This window comes from Bradyrhizobium diazoefficiens (assembly GCF_016616235.1).
GTDB classification, from domain to species: Bacteria; Pseudomonadota; Alphaproteobacteria; order Rhizobiales; family Xanthobacteraceae; genus Bradyrhizobium; species Bradyrhizobium diazoefficiens_H.
Genome location: NZ_CP067100.1, coordinates 460,929 through 474,792, shown reverse-complemented (window position 1 = coordinate 474,792; position 13,864 = coordinate 460,929). Strand labels below are relative to the sequence as shown.

The following is a 13,864-nucleotide window of genomic DNA, read 5'->3' as shown; positions in this document are numbered from 1 at the left end:
TCACCACCACGGCCCGTAGCCGAACACAAAGGGCGCGGGCACGGCGTAGGGATAGGGACGGTAGTAGACGGGTCGCGCGTAATAGCGCGGATCACGGCGCAATGCAGGCCGCACGACGTCAGGGGCGCGTCCGTGTCGTCGTCCCTCGAAAACCGCGATCCCTGCCGAGGCCTCAGGGATCGTCACCCTGTGTGCCGCGGAAGCGCGAGACTGTCCGGCGGCAAGCGCAGCGGCAATGGCGGCCAGTGCAATCCATCTCGCCATGACGACCCTCAGAAGGCAACGCGCCGTTCGCTGGCGCGGGCGTTGAACCGACCCGTCAGCCGCGGCGCCAGTAGCAGTGCATATGCGGCACGATCACCGTGCCGCTGGGACGGTATTCCTGCTCATAAGAGGCGTTGCACTCGCGGACTGCGTCGGGGCCGGGATTGTAGCGGGGATAGACGCCGTCGGGGCTGTAATAGGGCGTGACGCGCAAGCGCGCCGGTGGCCGCCTGCGCGGCGCCGGGGCGTCCTCTGGCGAGGTCGCCTGGGCCAGCCGAATCTCGGGGCCGGTCGTCTGGGCCTCTGCGCCAACGAAAAATGGTGAAAACAACCCCATGCACAGTAGCGTCAGCGCTGTTTTTGCTCGCATTTTTACCGCCCACCTGACCGTCTGACCGAGCGCCCACGCTCTCTGTTTTGGCGGCGCCCGTCAACCTCGCGCGGTTATAAGCGGGGATGCATCATTGCGGAACCCGCGCTATGAGGGACGCATGTGGACGGAATTGAAAGCGCCTTCGCTGGCCGAGATGGAAGCGATGGCCCATGAATTGTTCGAGCGCCTGCCGGCGGAGTTTCGCGGGCTGTGTGAGGGCGTGATCATCCGCGTCGACGATTTCCCGACCGAGGAAGTCCTCGACGAGATGGACTGCGAGAGCGAGTTCGACCTGCTCGGCCTGTTCCAGGGCGTTGGCCTGCCGCAGCAGAGTTTTGGCGACGTGGCGCGGCTGCCCAACATGGTCTGGCTCTACCGCCGGCCGATCCTGGACTACTGGGCCGAGCACGACGAGAGCCTCGGCCACATCGTCCGCCACGTCCTGATCCACGAGATCGGCCACCATTTTGGTCTTTCGGACGACGATATGGCCGCGATTGAGGCGCAGGCAGACTAGATCTGCCGAATTCGACCTAGGATTCGGCCCACGATCGCGATAAATACCCCTTCCCTGAACACCTGCGGGAAAGCGCAACCATGGACAAGTTCACCACGCTGGAAGGCGTCGCGGCGCCGCTGAAGATCATCAATGTCGACACCGACATGATCATTCCGAAGCAGTACCTCAAGACCATCAAGCGCACCGGCCTTGGCAAGGGGCTCTTCTCCGAGCAGCGCTACAAGGACGACGGCAGCGAGAACCCGGACTTTGTTCTGAACCAGCCCGCCTATCGCAATGCGAAGGTGCTGGTCGCCGGCGACAATTTCGGCTGCGGCTCGAGCCGCGAGCACGCGCCCTGGGCGCTGCTTGATTTCGGCATCCGCTGCGTGATCTCGACCTCGTTCGGCGACATCTTCTACAACAACTGCTTCAAGAACGGCATTCTGCCGATCCGCGTGTCGCAGGAAGATCTCGACAAGCTGTTCGACGACGCCGAGCGCGGCGCCAACGCGACGCTGACGATCGACCTGCCGAACCAGGAGATCCGCGGCCCCGACGGCGGCAAGGTCAAGTTCGAGATCGACCCGTTCCGCAAGCACTGCCTGATCAACGGCCTCGACGACATCGGTCTCACCATGGAGAAGAAGGCATCGATCGACAGCTACGAGGACAAGCTCAAGCGCGAACGCGCCTGGGCCTGAGATCGAATTTCCGGTTCGGCCCCGGCGCGCCAAGCGCCGGGGCTTTTTCTTTGCCCGTTTTGCCCCTAATAGCTTCCGCTCATGTTGCCCGAGATCGTCACCTTCTGGCATGGCCCGCTCGACACCTTGCGCCGGACCTGTCTGCGCTCGCAGTTGGCTGCAGGCCACAAGGTCACCGTCTATAGTTTCGATCCTATCGCCGACCTGCCCGCCGGCGTGCAAAACTCCGAGGCCGAGGCGATCCTGCCGCACGCCTTCTCGGAAAAGCTGCGACCGCCGCAACCGGACGGAAGCTGGCGCGACTGGACCATTCTGCAGTTCAGCGACTTCTTTCGCATGAGGCTGATGGCGCTTGGCGCGGGCCTTTGGCTCGATGCCGACGTGCTGCTGCTGAGGTCGGTCAGGATCGATCCCACTAAACCCTATTTCGCGTGGGAGCGATCCCGCCGGCTCGGCAACTCCGTGCTCTATCTTCCGCGAGATCATGCGATCGTTCGGTCCTTCGAGGGGTTGATGGAGCAGGACGAGCTGACGCCGGAATGGCTGTCGCTGAGCCATCGCCTGAGCTTTGCGATGAAGCGGCTGGCTGGCGGCTCGCAGCGCCTGTCCGACCTTCGCATTGCCATTTACGGGCCGCCGGCATTGACCATCCTCGCGCGGCGTTCGGGCGACCTGCAAGATGCGCTGCCGAAGACATCGTTCTATTCGGTGCACTCGGAGCCAAGGCTGTTCTTCGATCCCGGCGATTTCAGCGCGCTGATCAGCAATCCCGAGGTGAGCGGATTCCATATCTCCGGCAAGGGCCGCTCGCTGCAGCCGCCGATTCCCGGCAGTCTGTTCGCCTGGGCGGTGGAGAAATTCGGCTAGCTGGCGCGCGCTCCGAACGGCGCAGGCGGCGGCGCACTGAGGTGCGCGACGCAACGCGTCGATCAGAATCCAACGCTCTCGTTCACATAGAACGTGTTGAGAATCGTGACCCTGTCACGATCAGTCTGGATGGGCGGACGGCCGTGCCAGCTCATCCTGGTCAGCGTGTGATAGGCCTTCAGAACCACGAAGGCGTAGCCGACATTGGGCAGGAACGGGATCATCTTCACGGGCTCGAGGCAATACGAGCCGACGTGCAACAGTCCCTTGAGCGAGGCCTGATAGAGCGTCGTTCCCAACGCTTCCTGGCTGGAATCGGCCGGACAATAGAGCTGCATCGTCACGACCTTCTTGCGCGTGTCCGGATGCGGCTTGATCTGATAGCCGTCCCGATCGACGTAGACGACCGGCTTTGCGACGAGCGTCAGATCTTCAGCCCTCGCCACCTTATCGCCGCGGGCGCGAATCTCGAGCCCGTCATGCAGCCGTTTGCGGATCGCCTGCTCGATGCTCTTCGACGTCAGCATGGCGGACACCGCGGCCCACGCCGGCCGCAGCGACGGCTCGATCTTGTCGACGTTCTCGCCATAGAGGCGCAGCGCCATGCGCGTCCCCGTGCCGGTGATGGGATCGTAACCTTGCGTCGGGACGCTCCGGATCAAATCACGGTAAAAGTCCTCGGGAAAGAAATTCCTGAAGACGATGTGGGGGAAGGGCGCAGCCGAGTGATCGGCGGCTTCGATGCTACGAACCGCGTGCGCAGTGAGTTCATCGACGAGGTCAACAGGAGCAATCTCGGCAAGTGCTGTCATGAGGCCCCCCGGAGCGCGCTTGTGGCTCAATAGATCCAGATTGTCGCAGCAACATACTGCAATCGTTTATCCTGTGGCGAGCCGCATCTGCAAGTCAACCGGGCGGCAAAACGATCACGCTTGCATGAACTTAGAACCCCGGGAACCTCGGTTGCCACAGCGCAAATCGGTGCACGGCCGCGGACGCCGTGTCTCAGCCCTTGCTCATCGCGGCGATCGCGTCCGCGATCTCGATCGTGCGGCGCGCCATGTCGGCGTGCAGACGCTCCACCATCGCGCCGTCGAGGCGGATCGCGCCGCGCGAGACGTTCTCCGGCAGCTCGAACGCCGCGATGATCTTTCGCGCACGCGCGACTTCCTCCTCGGGCGGCGTGAAGATCGCGTTGCAGGCCTCGATCTGCGAGGGGTGGATCAGCGTCTTGCCGTCGAAGCCGAGATCGCGGCCTTGCGCGCATTCGGTGGCAAATCCGTCGGAATTGGCGATGTCGCTATAGGGGCCGTCGAGGATCTCGAGGCCGTGGGCGCGCGTCGCCAGGATGCAGTGCGTGATCATCGGGATCATCGCGGCGCGGCCCGGCAGCATGCGGATGCGCGTCTCGCGCGAGATGTCGTTCGGGCCGAACACGAAACCGGAGAGCCGGCTCGATGGATCGCGTCCGGCGGCGGCCAGTTCCTCGGCATGCAGCACCGCGCGTGCGGTCTCGATCATGGCCCAGACTTTCACGGTCGGCGCGGCGCCGAGCTCGACGAGGCGGCGGCCGATGGTCTGGAGATCCTCGATGCTTGAAACTTTGGGAACCAGGATGCCGTCAGGCGAGGCCTTGGCGGCCATCGCGACGTCATCGGCCCACCAAGGCGTGTCGAGACCGTTGGTCCGGATCAAAATCTCGCGCTTGCCGAACCCCTTGGCCGCGATTGCGGCGGCGATGCCGTCGCGCGCCGCCGCCTTGGCCTCGGGAGCGACGGAGTCCTCAAGATCGAGAATCAGCCCGTCGGCGGGCAGATTGCGCGCCTTTTCCAGCGCCCGGGGGTTGGAGCCGGGCATGAACAGATGGCTGCGGCGCGGGCGGGTCATGCTGGTGGTCCTTCCGGTTTCCTCGCGTTCTATTGTGACCGAAGCCGATAGCATCTGGCATGCCTATTCGAAAGGCTTGTTCGCCCCCGCGGTCTATGATTAGGCATAGGCCATGATGACATTCCCGAAGCAATTGCTGGAAGGCTACAAGGCCTTCGCCACCCAGCGGCTGCCGACCGAGCAGAACCGCTACCGCGAACTCTCGATCAAGGGACAGTCGCCCGAGACGATGGTGATCGGCTGCTGCGACTCGCGGGTCTCCCCCGAGGTGATCTTCGACGCGGGGCCGGGTGAACTCTTCGTGGTCCGCAACATCGCCAACCTGGTGCCGACCTATCAGCCTGACGAGAACGCACACGGCGTCTCGGCAGCGCTGGAATTTGCGGTGACGGTGCTGAAGGTGAAGCACATCGTGGTGCTCGGCCACGCCCAATGCGGCGGCATCCGCGCATTCATCGACAAGATCGAGCCGCTGACGCCCGGCGACTTCATCGGCAAATGGATGCAGATGTTCATCAAGCCCGGCGAGGTGGTCGAGCAGCGCGAGCACGAGACCATGGCGCAGTTCGTCGAGCGCATCGAGAAGGCCGCGGTGTTCCGCAGCCTGGAGAACCTCATGACGTTCCCGTTCGTGCGCAAGGCCGTCGAGAGCGGCCAGATGCAGCTGCACGGCGCCTATTTCGGCGTCGCCGAAGGGACGCTGTTCGTGCTGGACAAGGCGAGCAAGGAATTCAAGAGCGCGCGGAGCGTGGTGTAGGCGATTTCGTAAACTGCCGCATCAAACCAGGTCGTCGTCCCGGACAAGCGCCAGCGCAATCCGGGACCCATACGCCGCGGCAATCATTTTGCGAAGAAGGTAACTCCGACTCCCGTCACCACGGCCGCCTGTGGTTTATGGGTCCCGGATCGGCGCGCGCTTTTGGCGCGCTTGTCCGGGACGACGGGAGGGGCTGCCCTACGCCGCCTTCTTCTTCGCAGCGATCAGCTTGCGGTTGATCAGCACTTCGGCGATCTGGATCGCGTTGAGGGCAGCGCCCTTGCGCAAATTGTCGGACACGCACCAGAGAACGAGGCCGTTCTCCACGGTCGCGTCTTCGCGGATGCGGCTGATGTAGGTCGCGTCCTCGCCGGCCGCTTCATACGGCGTGGCGTAGCCGCCGGGCTCCTGCTTGTCGATGACGAGGCAGCCGGGCGCCTTGCGCAGGATCTCGCGGGCTTCATCCGCGGTGATCGGATTCTCGAACTCGATGTTGACCGCTTCGGAGTGGCCGACGAAGACAGGCACGCGCACGCAGGTCGCGGAGAGCTTGATCTTGGGATCAAGAATCTTCTTGGTCTCCATCATCATCTTCCACTCTTCCTTGGTGTAGCCGTCCTCCATGAAGACGTCGATGTGGGGGATGACGTTGAAGGCGATGCGCTTGGGGAATTTCTTCGCGATCAGCTCGTCATTGGTGTAGACGGCCTTGGTCTGCGAGAACAATTCGTCCATCGCATCCTTGCCGGCACCCGACACCGATTGATAGGTCGAGACCACCACGCGCTTGATCGTCGCCTTGTCGTGCAAGGGCTTCAGGGCAACGACGAGCTGCGCGGTCGAGCAGTTCGGGTTTGCGATGATGTTCTTCTTCTTGAAGCCGGCCGTCGCGTCCGCGTTCACTTCGGGCACGATCAGCGGCACGTCCGGATCCATGCGCCAGGCCGAGGAATTGTCGATCACGACCGTCCCGGCGGCGCCGATCTTCGGCGACCATTCCTTCGACACTGAGCCGCCGGCCGACATCAGGCAGATGTCGACGTCGGAGAAGTCGTAGTGCTCGAGTGCTTTGACCTTCAGGGTACGGTCGCCATAGGAGACCTCGACGCCGACGCTGCGGCGTGACGCCAGGGCCACGACCTCGTCCGCGGGGAATTTGCGCTCATCCAGGATGTTGAGCATTTCCCGTCCGACATTGCCGGTCGCGCCGACGACTGCGACTTTGTAACCCATCGTTCACTCTCCGATGAAAAAGCCCTTCCCCGAAGCTGACGCTTAAACGGGAGGAGCAGCGCTTCTATGCGAGAACCGGCCCCAAGACAACGTTGGACCATGCCTTAGGGACGTGGATGCAGTCGCCTGAGGCCAGCACGGCCGTTAGCCCTACCCGGATCAGCCTCCATCTGGCGCTTGCAGCCTTCGCCGACGAGGTCGTCGGCACGCTGGCGCGCCTGTTTGCCTATGTGGGGGCGCTCGCTCTGTTTGCCATCCTGGCGCTGGCGGCGATCGGCCAGCTGCCTGACCTGCGCGACGACGAGCCGTCCGCGAGGCCGGGCTGGAGCGCGGCCGACCGCTCGCATCCGGCCTTCGCCGTCAGCCGGCTCGATTCTTCGGACAAAACAGTCTCTTACATCATCTTTCGGCACCCCAAAGGCGGCCGCAGAGATGTGATGCGTTGGGCCGGCGAGGCGGACCAGCCGGTGGCCGAGCTCGAAATCTACCGAGAAGGCGGCGAATTCGATGTGGCGCGTCCGGCAACCGCGGATCTCGCCGCCAATCTGGCCGCTCAGCTGGGCCTGGGTTCGGCTCCGCCGCTCGAGCAGGCCGGCCTGATCGACACCAAGTTCGGTCCGGTCGCCCTGTTCCGGCCGGTCGGCGCCGAGAAGGGGCTGCCGTCCTGCCTCGGTTACCTCAAACGCAGCGAGGAGCCGGCGCTCCAGATCTCCGGCTTCTCCTGCCAGGGCGACACCATGCCCGCCCGGCGCGCGGCGGTCGCCTGCATGCTGAACCGGCTGACGCTGCTGGCCTCGGGCAACGAGCCGAAGCTGGCCGAATTGTTCGCCCATGCCGAGCTGAAGCGCCGCGCCTGCGACGGCGCGGCCGCCTCGGACTGGCTGCTGGGCGCCGCGAATGCGCAATTGCGCGGGACGCTGTGACGGCATCAAGCTCAAGTCAGCTGGGCAAGTGGCTGGTATTGATGCAACTTTTGCCGGCGCGCCTGATTATTCCGGGCCGGTGTGACCCAATTGACCTAGTGGCGGCCGCTCCGGCCGGGCTAGTATGGGGTGAAATCGACTGGCGGCGTGCCGCCTGAAGGGGACGTGATGAGCTCGACATTTTCTGCCGCAACCAAATTGGCGACCTGGCTAGCGGCGGGCGCCGTCATTGGCGCGGCCTTCGCGACGCCGGCTTCGGCCGACACCAGGACCAAGCGTTATGACGAGCGCGGCCGTCACTATTACGGACCGAGCGGCCCCAACGCCGTCTATCAGCAGGGCCGCACCCGCATCTATGTGAGCAAGCGCTCCTGGCTCGACGGCGGCACCGAGGTCAATCCGGGCGACCGCAAGTTCACCGACTACGCTTTCCCGCCGGCCGTGGGCTATCCGTCCTTCGCCCGCGAGAATCTCAACCGCCCGATCGATCGCCAGCCGCTGGCGACGCCGGCCGATGTCGGCGGCTATCCGCAGAATTTCCCGCTGTACTGAGCGGACGTCACGACCGAATCAAAATGGCCGGGCTCGCGCCCGGCCATTTTTGTTTGTGCGATGCGCCCGCTTTACGCGTTGGCCTCAGGGTCGTAGCGCCTGCAAAATTCGTCGATCGCCTCGGAGCGGAAATCGGCGAGCCGCTCGAAGATAAGCTCATCGGGCCAGTCCCACCAGGCGATGCGGCGCAGGCTGTCCGCAACAGTGTCAGAAAAGCGCTTGCGGATGGAGCGCGCGGGGACACCGCCAACGATGGTGTAGGGCGCGACATCGCGGCTGACGACCGCGCCCGCGCCGATCACCGCACCGTCGCCGATTGTGACGCCCGGCAGCAGGATGGCGGCGTGGCCGATCCAGACATCGTTGCCGACGATGACGCGATCGCCGCGGCGGTCGGCAAAGAAGTCGCGGTCACGCGTCGCGCTCGCCTCGTAATATTCTGGGACATAGGTGAAGCGATGCTGGGACGGGCGGCCCATCGGATGATTCGGCGCGCCGATCCGCACCGAATTGGCGATCGCCGTGAATTTTCCGATTGAAGCGTCGGCGACCTCGCAATTCTCGCCGAGATAAGAGTAGTCGCCGAGCGAAGCATATTCGATGCGCGTGTTGGCGAGGACTTCGCAGCGGCGTCCGATCTGCGCATCGCGCTGGCGCACCGTTTCATGGATGATGGTTTCCGCGATCTTGGGGCGGGATGAGGCATCCATGAGGCGGCTCCGATGAAGTCGTAGGGTGGGTTAGCCGAAGGCGTAACCCACCACTGTTTGCTTCCGCGGCGACAGAAGAGGTGGGTTACGCCAAGCGGTTTGCGCTTCGCGCAGTCCGCAGGGCTAACCACGCTACGATCGCGGTAGTCCCGTTACCCGTGCAGCTTCTGCAATTCCTTCAGGATCGCTTCGCCCATCTGCGCGGTCGAGGCGGCGGTCGTGCCTTCCGACTTGATGTCGGCGGTGCGCAGGCCGCTGGCCAGCACCGCGGCAATCGCGGCATCGACCTTGTCGGCGAGCTCGCCCATGTCGAAGGAATAGCGCAGCGCCATGCCGAACGACGAGATCATCGCAATGGGATTGGCGAGGCCCTTGCCGGCGATGTCGGGCGCCGAGCCGTGCACCGGCTCGTACAGCGCCTTGCGCTTCTTGCTCTTGACGTCGACCTCGCCGAGCGAGGCCGAGGGCAGCATGCCGAGCGAGCCCGTGAGCATCGCCGCGATGTCGGAGAGCATGTCGCCGAACAGATTGTCGGTGACGATGACGTCGAACTGCTTCGGCCATTTCACCAGCATCATGCCGCCGGAATCGGCGAGCTGGTGCTCGAGCGTGACGTCGGGATATTCGCGCTTGTGGACCTGGGTCATGACCTCGTTCCAGAGCACGCCCGACTTCATGACGTTGCGCTTCTCCATCGACGTCACCTTGTTCTTGCGCTTCCTGGCAAGCTCGAAGGCGACGCGGCCGATGCGCTCGATCTCATAGGTGTCGTAGACCTGGGTATCGACGGCGCGCTTCTGCCCGTTGCCGAGATCGGTGATGGTCTTGGGCTCGCCGAAATAGACGCCGCCGGTGAGCTCGCGCACAATGACGATGTCGAGGCCCTCGACCGCCTCGCGCTTCAGGCTGGAGGCATCGGCCAGCGCCGGGTAGCACATGGCGGGACGGAGGTTGGCGAACAGGGCGAGATCCTTGCGCAGGCGCAAGAGGCCGGCTTCGGGGCGCACCTCGTAAGGAACGGCGTCCCACTTCGGGCCGCCGACCGCGCCGAAGATGATGGCGTCGGCGGCAAGCGCCTTGGCCATGTCGCCCTCGGAGATCGACACCTTGTGGGCGTCATAGGCCGAGCCGCCGACGAGGCCGGTGTCGGTCTCGAACTTGGCGACGCCTGATGAATTGAGCCAATCGATCAGCCGCTTCACCTCGCCCATCACCTCGGGGCCGATACCGTCGCCGGGGAGCAGCAGCAATTTGTGGGTCGCCATGGTCATTTCCTCTGAGATCGAATTCGGCCGGAGTGCTAGAGCGGCGTTGCGCGCTTGGCAAGACACCATTGCCGCCCCACGGCTGTGCAAGGCGGGCAGGGCCTGCCACAGTGCGGGACGCCGGAGTATCCCTTGCACGCCCCTGATCGCCCCCACGACGCACATCCCGCGCGGCTGATCCTGACCCTGTCGCTGGCGGCGACGGTCGGGCTCGGCATCGGCCGCTTTGCCTATGCGCTGGTGCTGCCCGACATGCGGGAGGACCTCGGCTGGTCCTACTCGGCGGCCGGGTTCATGAACACCATCAATGCGGTCGGCTATCTCGTCGGCGCGCTGGTTGCGTCCCGGCTGATCCGGCGCGTCGGCTGGGCAGCCGCGATCCGCCTGGGAACCCTGGCCTGCGTCGCCGCGCTGGCCATTTGCTCGCTGACGGGGAATTTCGTCGCGCTGAGCCTGGCGCGCCTCGTGCTGGGTCTTGGCGCCGCGGCCGGCTTCGTCGCCGGCGGCGCGCTGGCCGCGTCGATCGCGCAGGCGCATCCGGAGCGGGCCAATTTCCTGCTCAGCCTGTTCTATGCCGGCCCGGGCATCGGCATTCTCGCCTCCGGACTGATCGCCCCGTTCACGTTGCAATTTTTCGGGCCGGGCTCGTGGTGGCTGGTGTGGTGGGCGCTGACGCTGCTGTCGGCCATCATGACGGTGCCGCTGTTCCTGATCCGGATCGAGAGCCGCGCGCGATTCTCGGAAGGCAGCCACGCGTCTTTCGCGCTTCCGCCCGTGCTGATCTATCTCGCCGCCTACTTCCTGTTCGGCGCGGGCTACATCGCCTACATGACCTTCATGATCGCCTATGTGCGCGACGGCGGCGGCGGCGCCGCGGCACAGGCCGCCTTCTGGAGCCTGATCGGCCTGTCCGCCTTCGTCACGCCCTGGGCCTGGCGCGGCGTGCTGGCGCTCGATCGCGGCGGGCTTGCCACCGCGATCATCCTCGGCACCAACGCGATCGGCGCGGCCTTGCCGATGCTCGGGCATTCACCGACGTGGCTTGCGATTTCAGCCGTCGTGTTCGGCGTCGCCTTCTTCGCCGTGGTCGGCTCGACCACCGCCTTCGTCCGCTTCAACTATCCGCCAGAGGCATGGCCGACCGCGATCGCGGCGATGACGATCTCGTTCGGCGTCGGCCAGACGCTGGGGCCGATCGTGGTCGGCGCCATCACGGACGCGCTGGGGAGCTTGTCGTATGCACTCAACGTGTCCGCAGCGCTCTTGGCGCTGGGAGCGGTTGCGGCATTGTGCCAGCGGAAGGTGGGGCCGAAGAACTCGGCACCGTAGGGTGAGCAAAGCGAAGCGTGCCCACTAACACTGCGTGGGCACGGCGCTGCGCGCCTTTGCCTATCCTACGGCACTGCCTCAATCAGCTCCCGCTGAACGAATTGTAGCCCTGGTCCTCCCAATAGCCGCCCTTGTAGTCGTTGGTGACTTCCATCGAGACCACGTATTTCGGGTTCTTGAAGCCGAGTTTTGTGGGCACGCGGATCTTCATGGGAAAGCCGTAGGCGCGCGGCAGGATCTCGTTCGCGTATTTGAACGTCATCTGGGTCTGCGGATGCAGCGCGCTGCGCATGTCGAGCGGTGAATTGTAGCCGTCCTTGTCGGCGCACTGGAACCAGACATATTTCGCGCGGGTGTCGGCGCCGATCAGTTTGAGGAAATCGCGCAGCGGCGTGCCGGTCCAGCTGCCGATCGCGCTCCAGCCTTCGACGCAGATGTGACGCGTGATCTGCGTCACCTGCGGCAGTTTGTAGAGCTCCGCAAGCGTCCACGATTTCTTGTTGTCGACGAGACCGCGCACTTCGAGCTTCCAGTCGTCGCCATCGACATCGGGCGCGTCGTCGAGATCGTAATAGGCGTTGAACGGGAACGGCTTCGTGATCGCGCTCTCGGGAAAGGTCGGCGCCAGCGCGTCGGGATTGAAGATGAAATCCTGCACCGCGTCGTTGAACTTCGAGACGCTCTTCAGCATCTCCTCCGCGGAGGACGAGTCGATCACGTCGCAGCCGGTGAGCAAGGTCACCGCACCGAGGCTGGCGCCGCCCGCGATGAAGCGGCGGCGGGTGAGATCGGGCATCGTCTTGATGGAATCCTTGATCAGCAGTCGCTTGTCGACGCCTGGGATCAGGAATGAACGCTTCGCCATGGTGGGTCTCACATATTTGTTTTGCGCATGATCTTGTCGGAAAACCGGTTTCCACTTTTCCGGATCATGCGCTCAACGGCCGATGATCATCGCGCGCAAGCTCTTCGGCACCAGCAGCGCGAGCAGGACGTGAATGACGAGGAAGGCGCAGATCGCGGCCATGCAGAAGAAGTGGACGTAGCGCGCGGTGGGATAATCGCCGAACAGCATCACCAGGTAATAGAGCTGCACCGGCTTCCACATCGACAGGCCCGACAGCACGATCAGCACCCCGACCACGATGATACCGGCATAGAGCAGACGCTGCACGTAATTGTAGACGGTGAGATCGTCATGGCCGAGCTTGAAGGTCAGGGCAGCCCTGACGTCGTGAAGCACGCCCGAGGGGGTGATCGGCAGCAGCTTTTTGCGGAAGCGGCCGGTGGCAAAGCCGGTGATGAGATAGGCGAGGCCGTTGATCATCAACAGCCACATCGCGGCAAAATGCCAGAGCAGCGCGCCACCGAGCCAGCCGCCGAGCGTGATGTCACGGGAGAAACGGAAGTCGAACAGCGGCGAGGCGTTGTAGATCTGCCAGCCCGACATGATCATCAGGATCATGGCCAGGGCATTGATCCAGTGCATGATGCGGACCCAGGCCGGCTGGATCACTTTGGCCGGGGTGGCGCTGGCCTGCTCGTCGGTGACTGTGAGGCTCGACATGGCGGTTCCGTCCTGAAGGCGTGTGATGGCGAATATACGCCGGCGCTTCCGCTTTCGTTACGCCCCGCTGGCCATCGAATCGATGCCCGCAGGCTATAATGGTCACAAAAAACGAGCCGGGTACCCCGGCTCGCCGTCTCAAAGCATCCTGTTCCGGGGATGAAACAGGAAGGTGCGGTGTTACGTCGCCGGCATCAGCACGGTGTCGACCACATGGATCACGCCGTTGGACTGGTTGACGTTGGAGATCGTCACCATCGAGGTGCCGCCCTTGGCGTCGACGATCCAGACCTTGCCGTCCATCTTCTTCACCATCAGCTCCTCGCCCTCGGCCGTCTTCAGCTTCTTGCCGTCGGTGAGGTCGGAGGCCTCGAGCTTGCCGGGCACGACGTGATAGGTGAGAATCTTGGTCAGGGTCGCCGTGTTCTCGGGCTTGACCAGGTTGTCGACGGTGCCGGCCGGCAGCTTGCCGAAGGCGGCGTTGGTCGGCGCGAACACCGTGAACGGGCCCTTGCTTTCCAGCGTCGACACCAAACCGGCCGCCTTCACCGCGGCAACCAACGTGGTGTGGTCCTTGGAGTTGACCGCGTTCTGCACGATGTTCTTCGACGGGAACATCGCGGCGCCACCGACCATGATGGTCTTCTCCTCGGCGGTCGCAGGCGCAACGACGGTCGCCGAGATGGTGAGGGCGCTGAAAGCGGCGGCAGCGAGATAGGCAATAGGCTTCGACATGGAAAAGTCTCCCGATTGGATTGTGACCGGCAACTTGCCGGCGTTGAGCTGGGGCAACAACGGTGCTTGCGACCTCAGCGTGAAGCGGCAGCGCCGTCGTTGGCCGAACTACGGGAGGGTTTGCGATGCGGTTTCGGGGAAAAATTCTTTGTGATGGGTGAAACTATGCGGCGGGGAGTTCGTGTGGTGCGAGCGCGCG

Annotated in this window: 17 protein-coding genes; 7 read left to right on the top strand and 10 right to left on the bottom strand. The window is 64.1% G+C overall.

What is annotated here, in order from left to right:
- Together JJB99_RS02245 and JJB99_RS02240 are read right to left on the bottom strand one after the other, a co-directional pair.
- Window positions 1-264, bottom strand: coding sequence for a hypothetical protein (locus JJB99_RS02245; RefSeq protein WP_200497195.1), 264 nt, complete (start codon window positions 262-264; stop codon window positions 1-3).
- 55 nt (window positions 265-319) lie between these two features.
- Window positions 320-601, bottom strand: a complete 282-nt coding sequence (locus JJB99_RS02240; RefSeq protein ID WP_200500016.1) for a hypothetical protein — start codon at window positions 599-601, stop codon at window positions 320-322.
- 154 nt (window positions 602-755) lie between these two features.
- Here JJB99_RS02240 and JJB99_RS02235 point away from each other — a divergent pair, with 154 nt between their 5' ends.
- The 3 genes from JJB99_RS02235 to JJB99_RS02225 all read left to right on the top strand — a co-directional run bounded on the left by JJB99_RS02235 (window position 756) and on the right by JJB99_RS02225 (window position 2,707).
- A complete protein-coding gene (locus tag JJB99_RS02235) occupies window positions 756-1,154 on the top strand; it encodes a metallopeptidase family protein (protein WP_200497194.1) in 399 nt (132 codons plus the stop codon).
- Window positions 1,155-1,234: 80 nt separating this feature from the next.
- On the top strand, window positions 1,235-1,840 hold the full coding sequence (leuD, locus tag JJB99_RS02230) for a 3-isopropylmalate dehydratase small subunit (protein ID WP_027573022.1): 606 nt from the start codon (window positions 1,235-1,237) through the stop codon (window positions 1,838-1,840).
- An 81-nt stretch (window positions 1,841-1,921) separates the two neighbouring features.
- Window positions 1,922-2,707, top strand: a complete 786-nt coding sequence (locus tag JJB99_RS02225; RefSeq protein ID WP_200497193.1) for a hypothetical protein — start codon at window positions 1,922-1,924, stop codon at window positions 2,705-2,707.
- Window positions 2,708-2,769: 62 nt separating this feature from the next.
- Here the strand turns inward: JJB99_RS02225 and JJB99_RS02220 are convergent, their stop codons facing one another.
- Both JJB99_RS02220 and JJB99_RS02215 read right to left on the bottom strand, forming a co-directional pair.
- Window positions 2,770-3,519, bottom strand: a complete 750-nt coding sequence (locus JJB99_RS02220) for a hypothetical protein (RefSeq protein ID WP_200497192.1) — start codon at window positions 3,517-3,519, stop codon at window positions 2,770-2,772.
- A 193-nt stretch (window positions 3,520-3,712) separates the two neighbouring features.
- Window positions 3,713-4,594, bottom strand: a complete 882-nt coding sequence (locus tag JJB99_RS02215) for an HpcH/HpaI aldolase/citrate lyase family protein (protein WP_200497191.1) — start codon at window positions 4,592-4,594, stop codon at window positions 3,713-3,715.
- Window positions 4,595-4,706: 112 nt separating this feature from the next.
- On the opposite strand from JJB99_RS02215, the gene JJB99_RS02210 reads away from it, so the two are divergent.
- Complete coding sequence (locus tag JJB99_RS02210) at window positions 4,707-5,351, top strand: carbonic anhydrase (RefSeq protein WP_200497190.1); 645 nt, start codon at window positions 4,707-4,709, stop codon at window positions 5,349-5,351.
- A 198-nt stretch (window positions 5,352-5,549) separates the two neighbouring features.
- Here the strand turns inward: JJB99_RS02210 and JJB99_RS02205 are convergent, their stop codons facing one another.
- Window positions 5,550-6,584, bottom strand: coding sequence for an aspartate-semialdehyde dehydrogenase (locus JJB99_RS02205; RefSeq protein ID WP_200497189.1), 1,035 nt, complete (start codon window positions 6,582-6,584; stop codon window positions 5,550-5,552).
- A 116-nt stretch (window positions 6,585-6,700) separates the two neighbouring features.
- Between JJB99_RS02205 and JJB99_RS02200 the strand changes: the two genes are divergently transcribed.
- Together JJB99_RS02200 and JJB99_RS02195 are read left to right on the top strand one after the other, a co-directional pair.
- A complete protein-coding gene (locus tag JJB99_RS02200) occupies window positions 6,701-7,507 on the top strand; it encodes a hypothetical protein (protein WP_200497188.1) in 807 nt (268 codons plus the stop codon).
- 168 nt (window positions 7,508-7,675) lie between these two features.
- The gene (locus tag JJB99_RS02195; protein WP_200497187.1) at window positions 7,676-8,059 is read left to right on the top strand and encodes a hypothetical protein; all 384 of its coding nucleotides are present in this window, start codon (window positions 7,676-7,678) and stop codon (window positions 8,057-8,059) included.
- A 71-nt stretch (window positions 8,060-8,130) separates the two neighbouring features.
- On the opposite strand, the gene JJB99_RS02190 is transcribed toward JJB99_RS02195, so the two are convergent.
- Window positions 8,131-8,769 (bottom strand): DapH/DapD/GlmU-related protein, encoded by a 639-nt coding sequence (locus tag JJB99_RS02190; protein ID WP_200497186.1) that lies wholly within the window; start codon window positions 8,767-8,769, stop codon window positions 8,131-8,133.
- Between the two features lie 152 nt (window positions 8,770-8,921).
- On the bottom strand, window positions 8,922-10,034 hold the full coding sequence (gene leuB, locus JJB99_RS02185; RefSeq protein WP_200497185.1) for a 3-isopropylmalate dehydrogenase: 1,113 nt from the start codon (window positions 10,032-10,034) through the stop codon (window positions 8,922-8,924).
- Between the two features lie 132 nt (window positions 10,035-10,166).
- On the opposite strand from leuB, the gene JJB99_RS02180 reads away from it, so the two are divergent.
- Window positions 10,167-11,363 carry a YbfB/YjiJ family MFS transporter gene (locus JJB99_RS02180; RefSeq protein ID WP_200497184.1) on the top strand — a complete coding sequence of 399 codons (1,197 nt, stop codon included), beginning with the start codon at window positions 10,167-10,169 and terminating at the stop codon, window positions 11,361-11,363.
- 82 nt (window positions 11,364-11,445) lie between these two features.
- Here the strand turns inward: JJB99_RS02180 and JJB99_RS02175 are convergent, their stop codons facing one another.
- The 3 genes from JJB99_RS02175 to JJB99_RS02165 form a co-directional block, all read right to left on the bottom strand.
- Window positions 11,446-12,228 carry a molybdopterin-binding protein gene (locus JJB99_RS02175; protein WP_200497183.1) on the bottom strand — a complete coding sequence of 261 codons (783 nt, stop codon included), beginning with the start codon at window positions 12,226-12,228 and terminating at the stop codon, window positions 11,446-11,448.
- 72 nt (window positions 12,229-12,300) lie between these two features.
- Window positions 12,301-12,930, bottom strand: a complete 630-nt coding sequence (locus tag JJB99_RS02170) for a cytochrome b/b6 domain-containing protein (protein WP_200497182.1) — start codon at window positions 12,928-12,930, stop codon at window positions 12,301-12,303.
- Window positions 12,931-13,110: 180 nt separating this feature from the next.
- Window positions 13,111-13,665 (bottom strand): fasciclin domain-containing protein, encoded by a 555-nt coding sequence (locus tag JJB99_RS02165; RefSeq protein ID WP_200497181.1) that lies wholly within the window; start codon window positions 13,663-13,665, stop codon window positions 13,111-13,113.
- Window positions 13,666-13,864: the final 199 nt, after the last annotated feature.

Bases quoted from the DNA above. Each gene is read 5' to 3' on its own strand.
- JJB99_RS02175 (WP_200497183.1), bottom strand. From the start codon at position 12,228: ATGGCGAAGCGTTCATTCCTGATCCCAGGCGTCGACAAGCGACTGCTG.
- JJB99_RS02170 (WP_200497182.1), bottom strand. From the start codon at position 12,930: ATGTCGAGCCTCACAGTCACCGACGAGCAGGCCAGCGCCACCCCGGCC.
- JJB99_RS02225 (WP_200497193.1), top strand. From the start codon at position 1,922: ATGTTGCCCGAGATCGTCACCTTCTGGCATGGCCCGCTCGACACCTTG.
- JJB99_RS02190 (WP_200497186.1), bottom strand. From the start codon at position 8,769: ATGGATGCCTCATCCCGCCCCAAGATCGCGGAAACCATCATCCATGAA.
- JJB99_RS02215 (WP_200497191.1), bottom strand. From the start codon at position 4,594: ATGACCCGCCCGCGCCGCAGCCATCTGTTCATGCCCGGCTCCAACCCC.
- JJB99_RS02200 (WP_200497188.1), top strand. From the start codon at position 6,701: ATGCAGTCGCCTGAGGCCAGCACGGCCGTTAGCCCTACCCGGATCAGC.
- JJB99_RS02210 (WP_200497190.1), top strand. From the start codon at position 4,707: ATGATGACATTCCCGAAGCAATTGCTGGAAGGCTACAAGGCCTTCGCC.
- leuB (WP_200497185.1), bottom strand. From the start codon at position 10,034: ATGGCGACCCACAAATTGCTGCTGCTCCCCGGCGACGGTATCGGCCCC.
- JJB99_RS02205 (WP_200497189.1), bottom strand. From the start codon at position 6,584: ATGGGTTACAAAGTCGCAGTCGTCGGCGCGACCGGCAATGTCGGACGG.
- JJB99_RS02240 (WP_200500016.1), bottom strand. From the start codon at position 601: ATGGGGTTGTTTTCACCATTTTTCGTTGGCGCAGAGGCCCAGACGACC.
- leuD (WP_027573022.1), top strand. From the start codon at position 1,235: ATGGACAAGTTCACCACGCTGGAAGGCGTCGCGGCGCCGCTGAAGATC.
- JJB99_RS02220 (WP_200497192.1), bottom strand. From the start codon at position 3,519: ATGACAGCACTTGCCGAGATTGCTCCTGTTGACCTCGTCGATGAACTC.
- JJB99_RS02195 (WP_200497187.1), top strand. From the start codon at position 7,676: ATGAGCTCGACATTTTCTGCCGCAACCAAATTGGCGACCTGGCTAGCG.
- JJB99_RS02235 (WP_200497194.1), top strand. From the start codon at position 756: ATGTGGACGGAATTGAAAGCGCCTTCGCTGGCCGAGATGGAAGCGATG.
- JJB99_RS02165 (WP_200497181.1), bottom strand. From the start codon at position 13,665: ATGTCGAAGCCTATTGCCTATCTCGCTGCCGCCGCTTTCAGCGCCCTC.
- JJB99_RS02245 (WP_200497195.1), bottom strand. From the start codon at position 264: ATGGCGAGATGGATTGCACTGGCCGCCATTGCCGCTGCGCTTGCCGCC.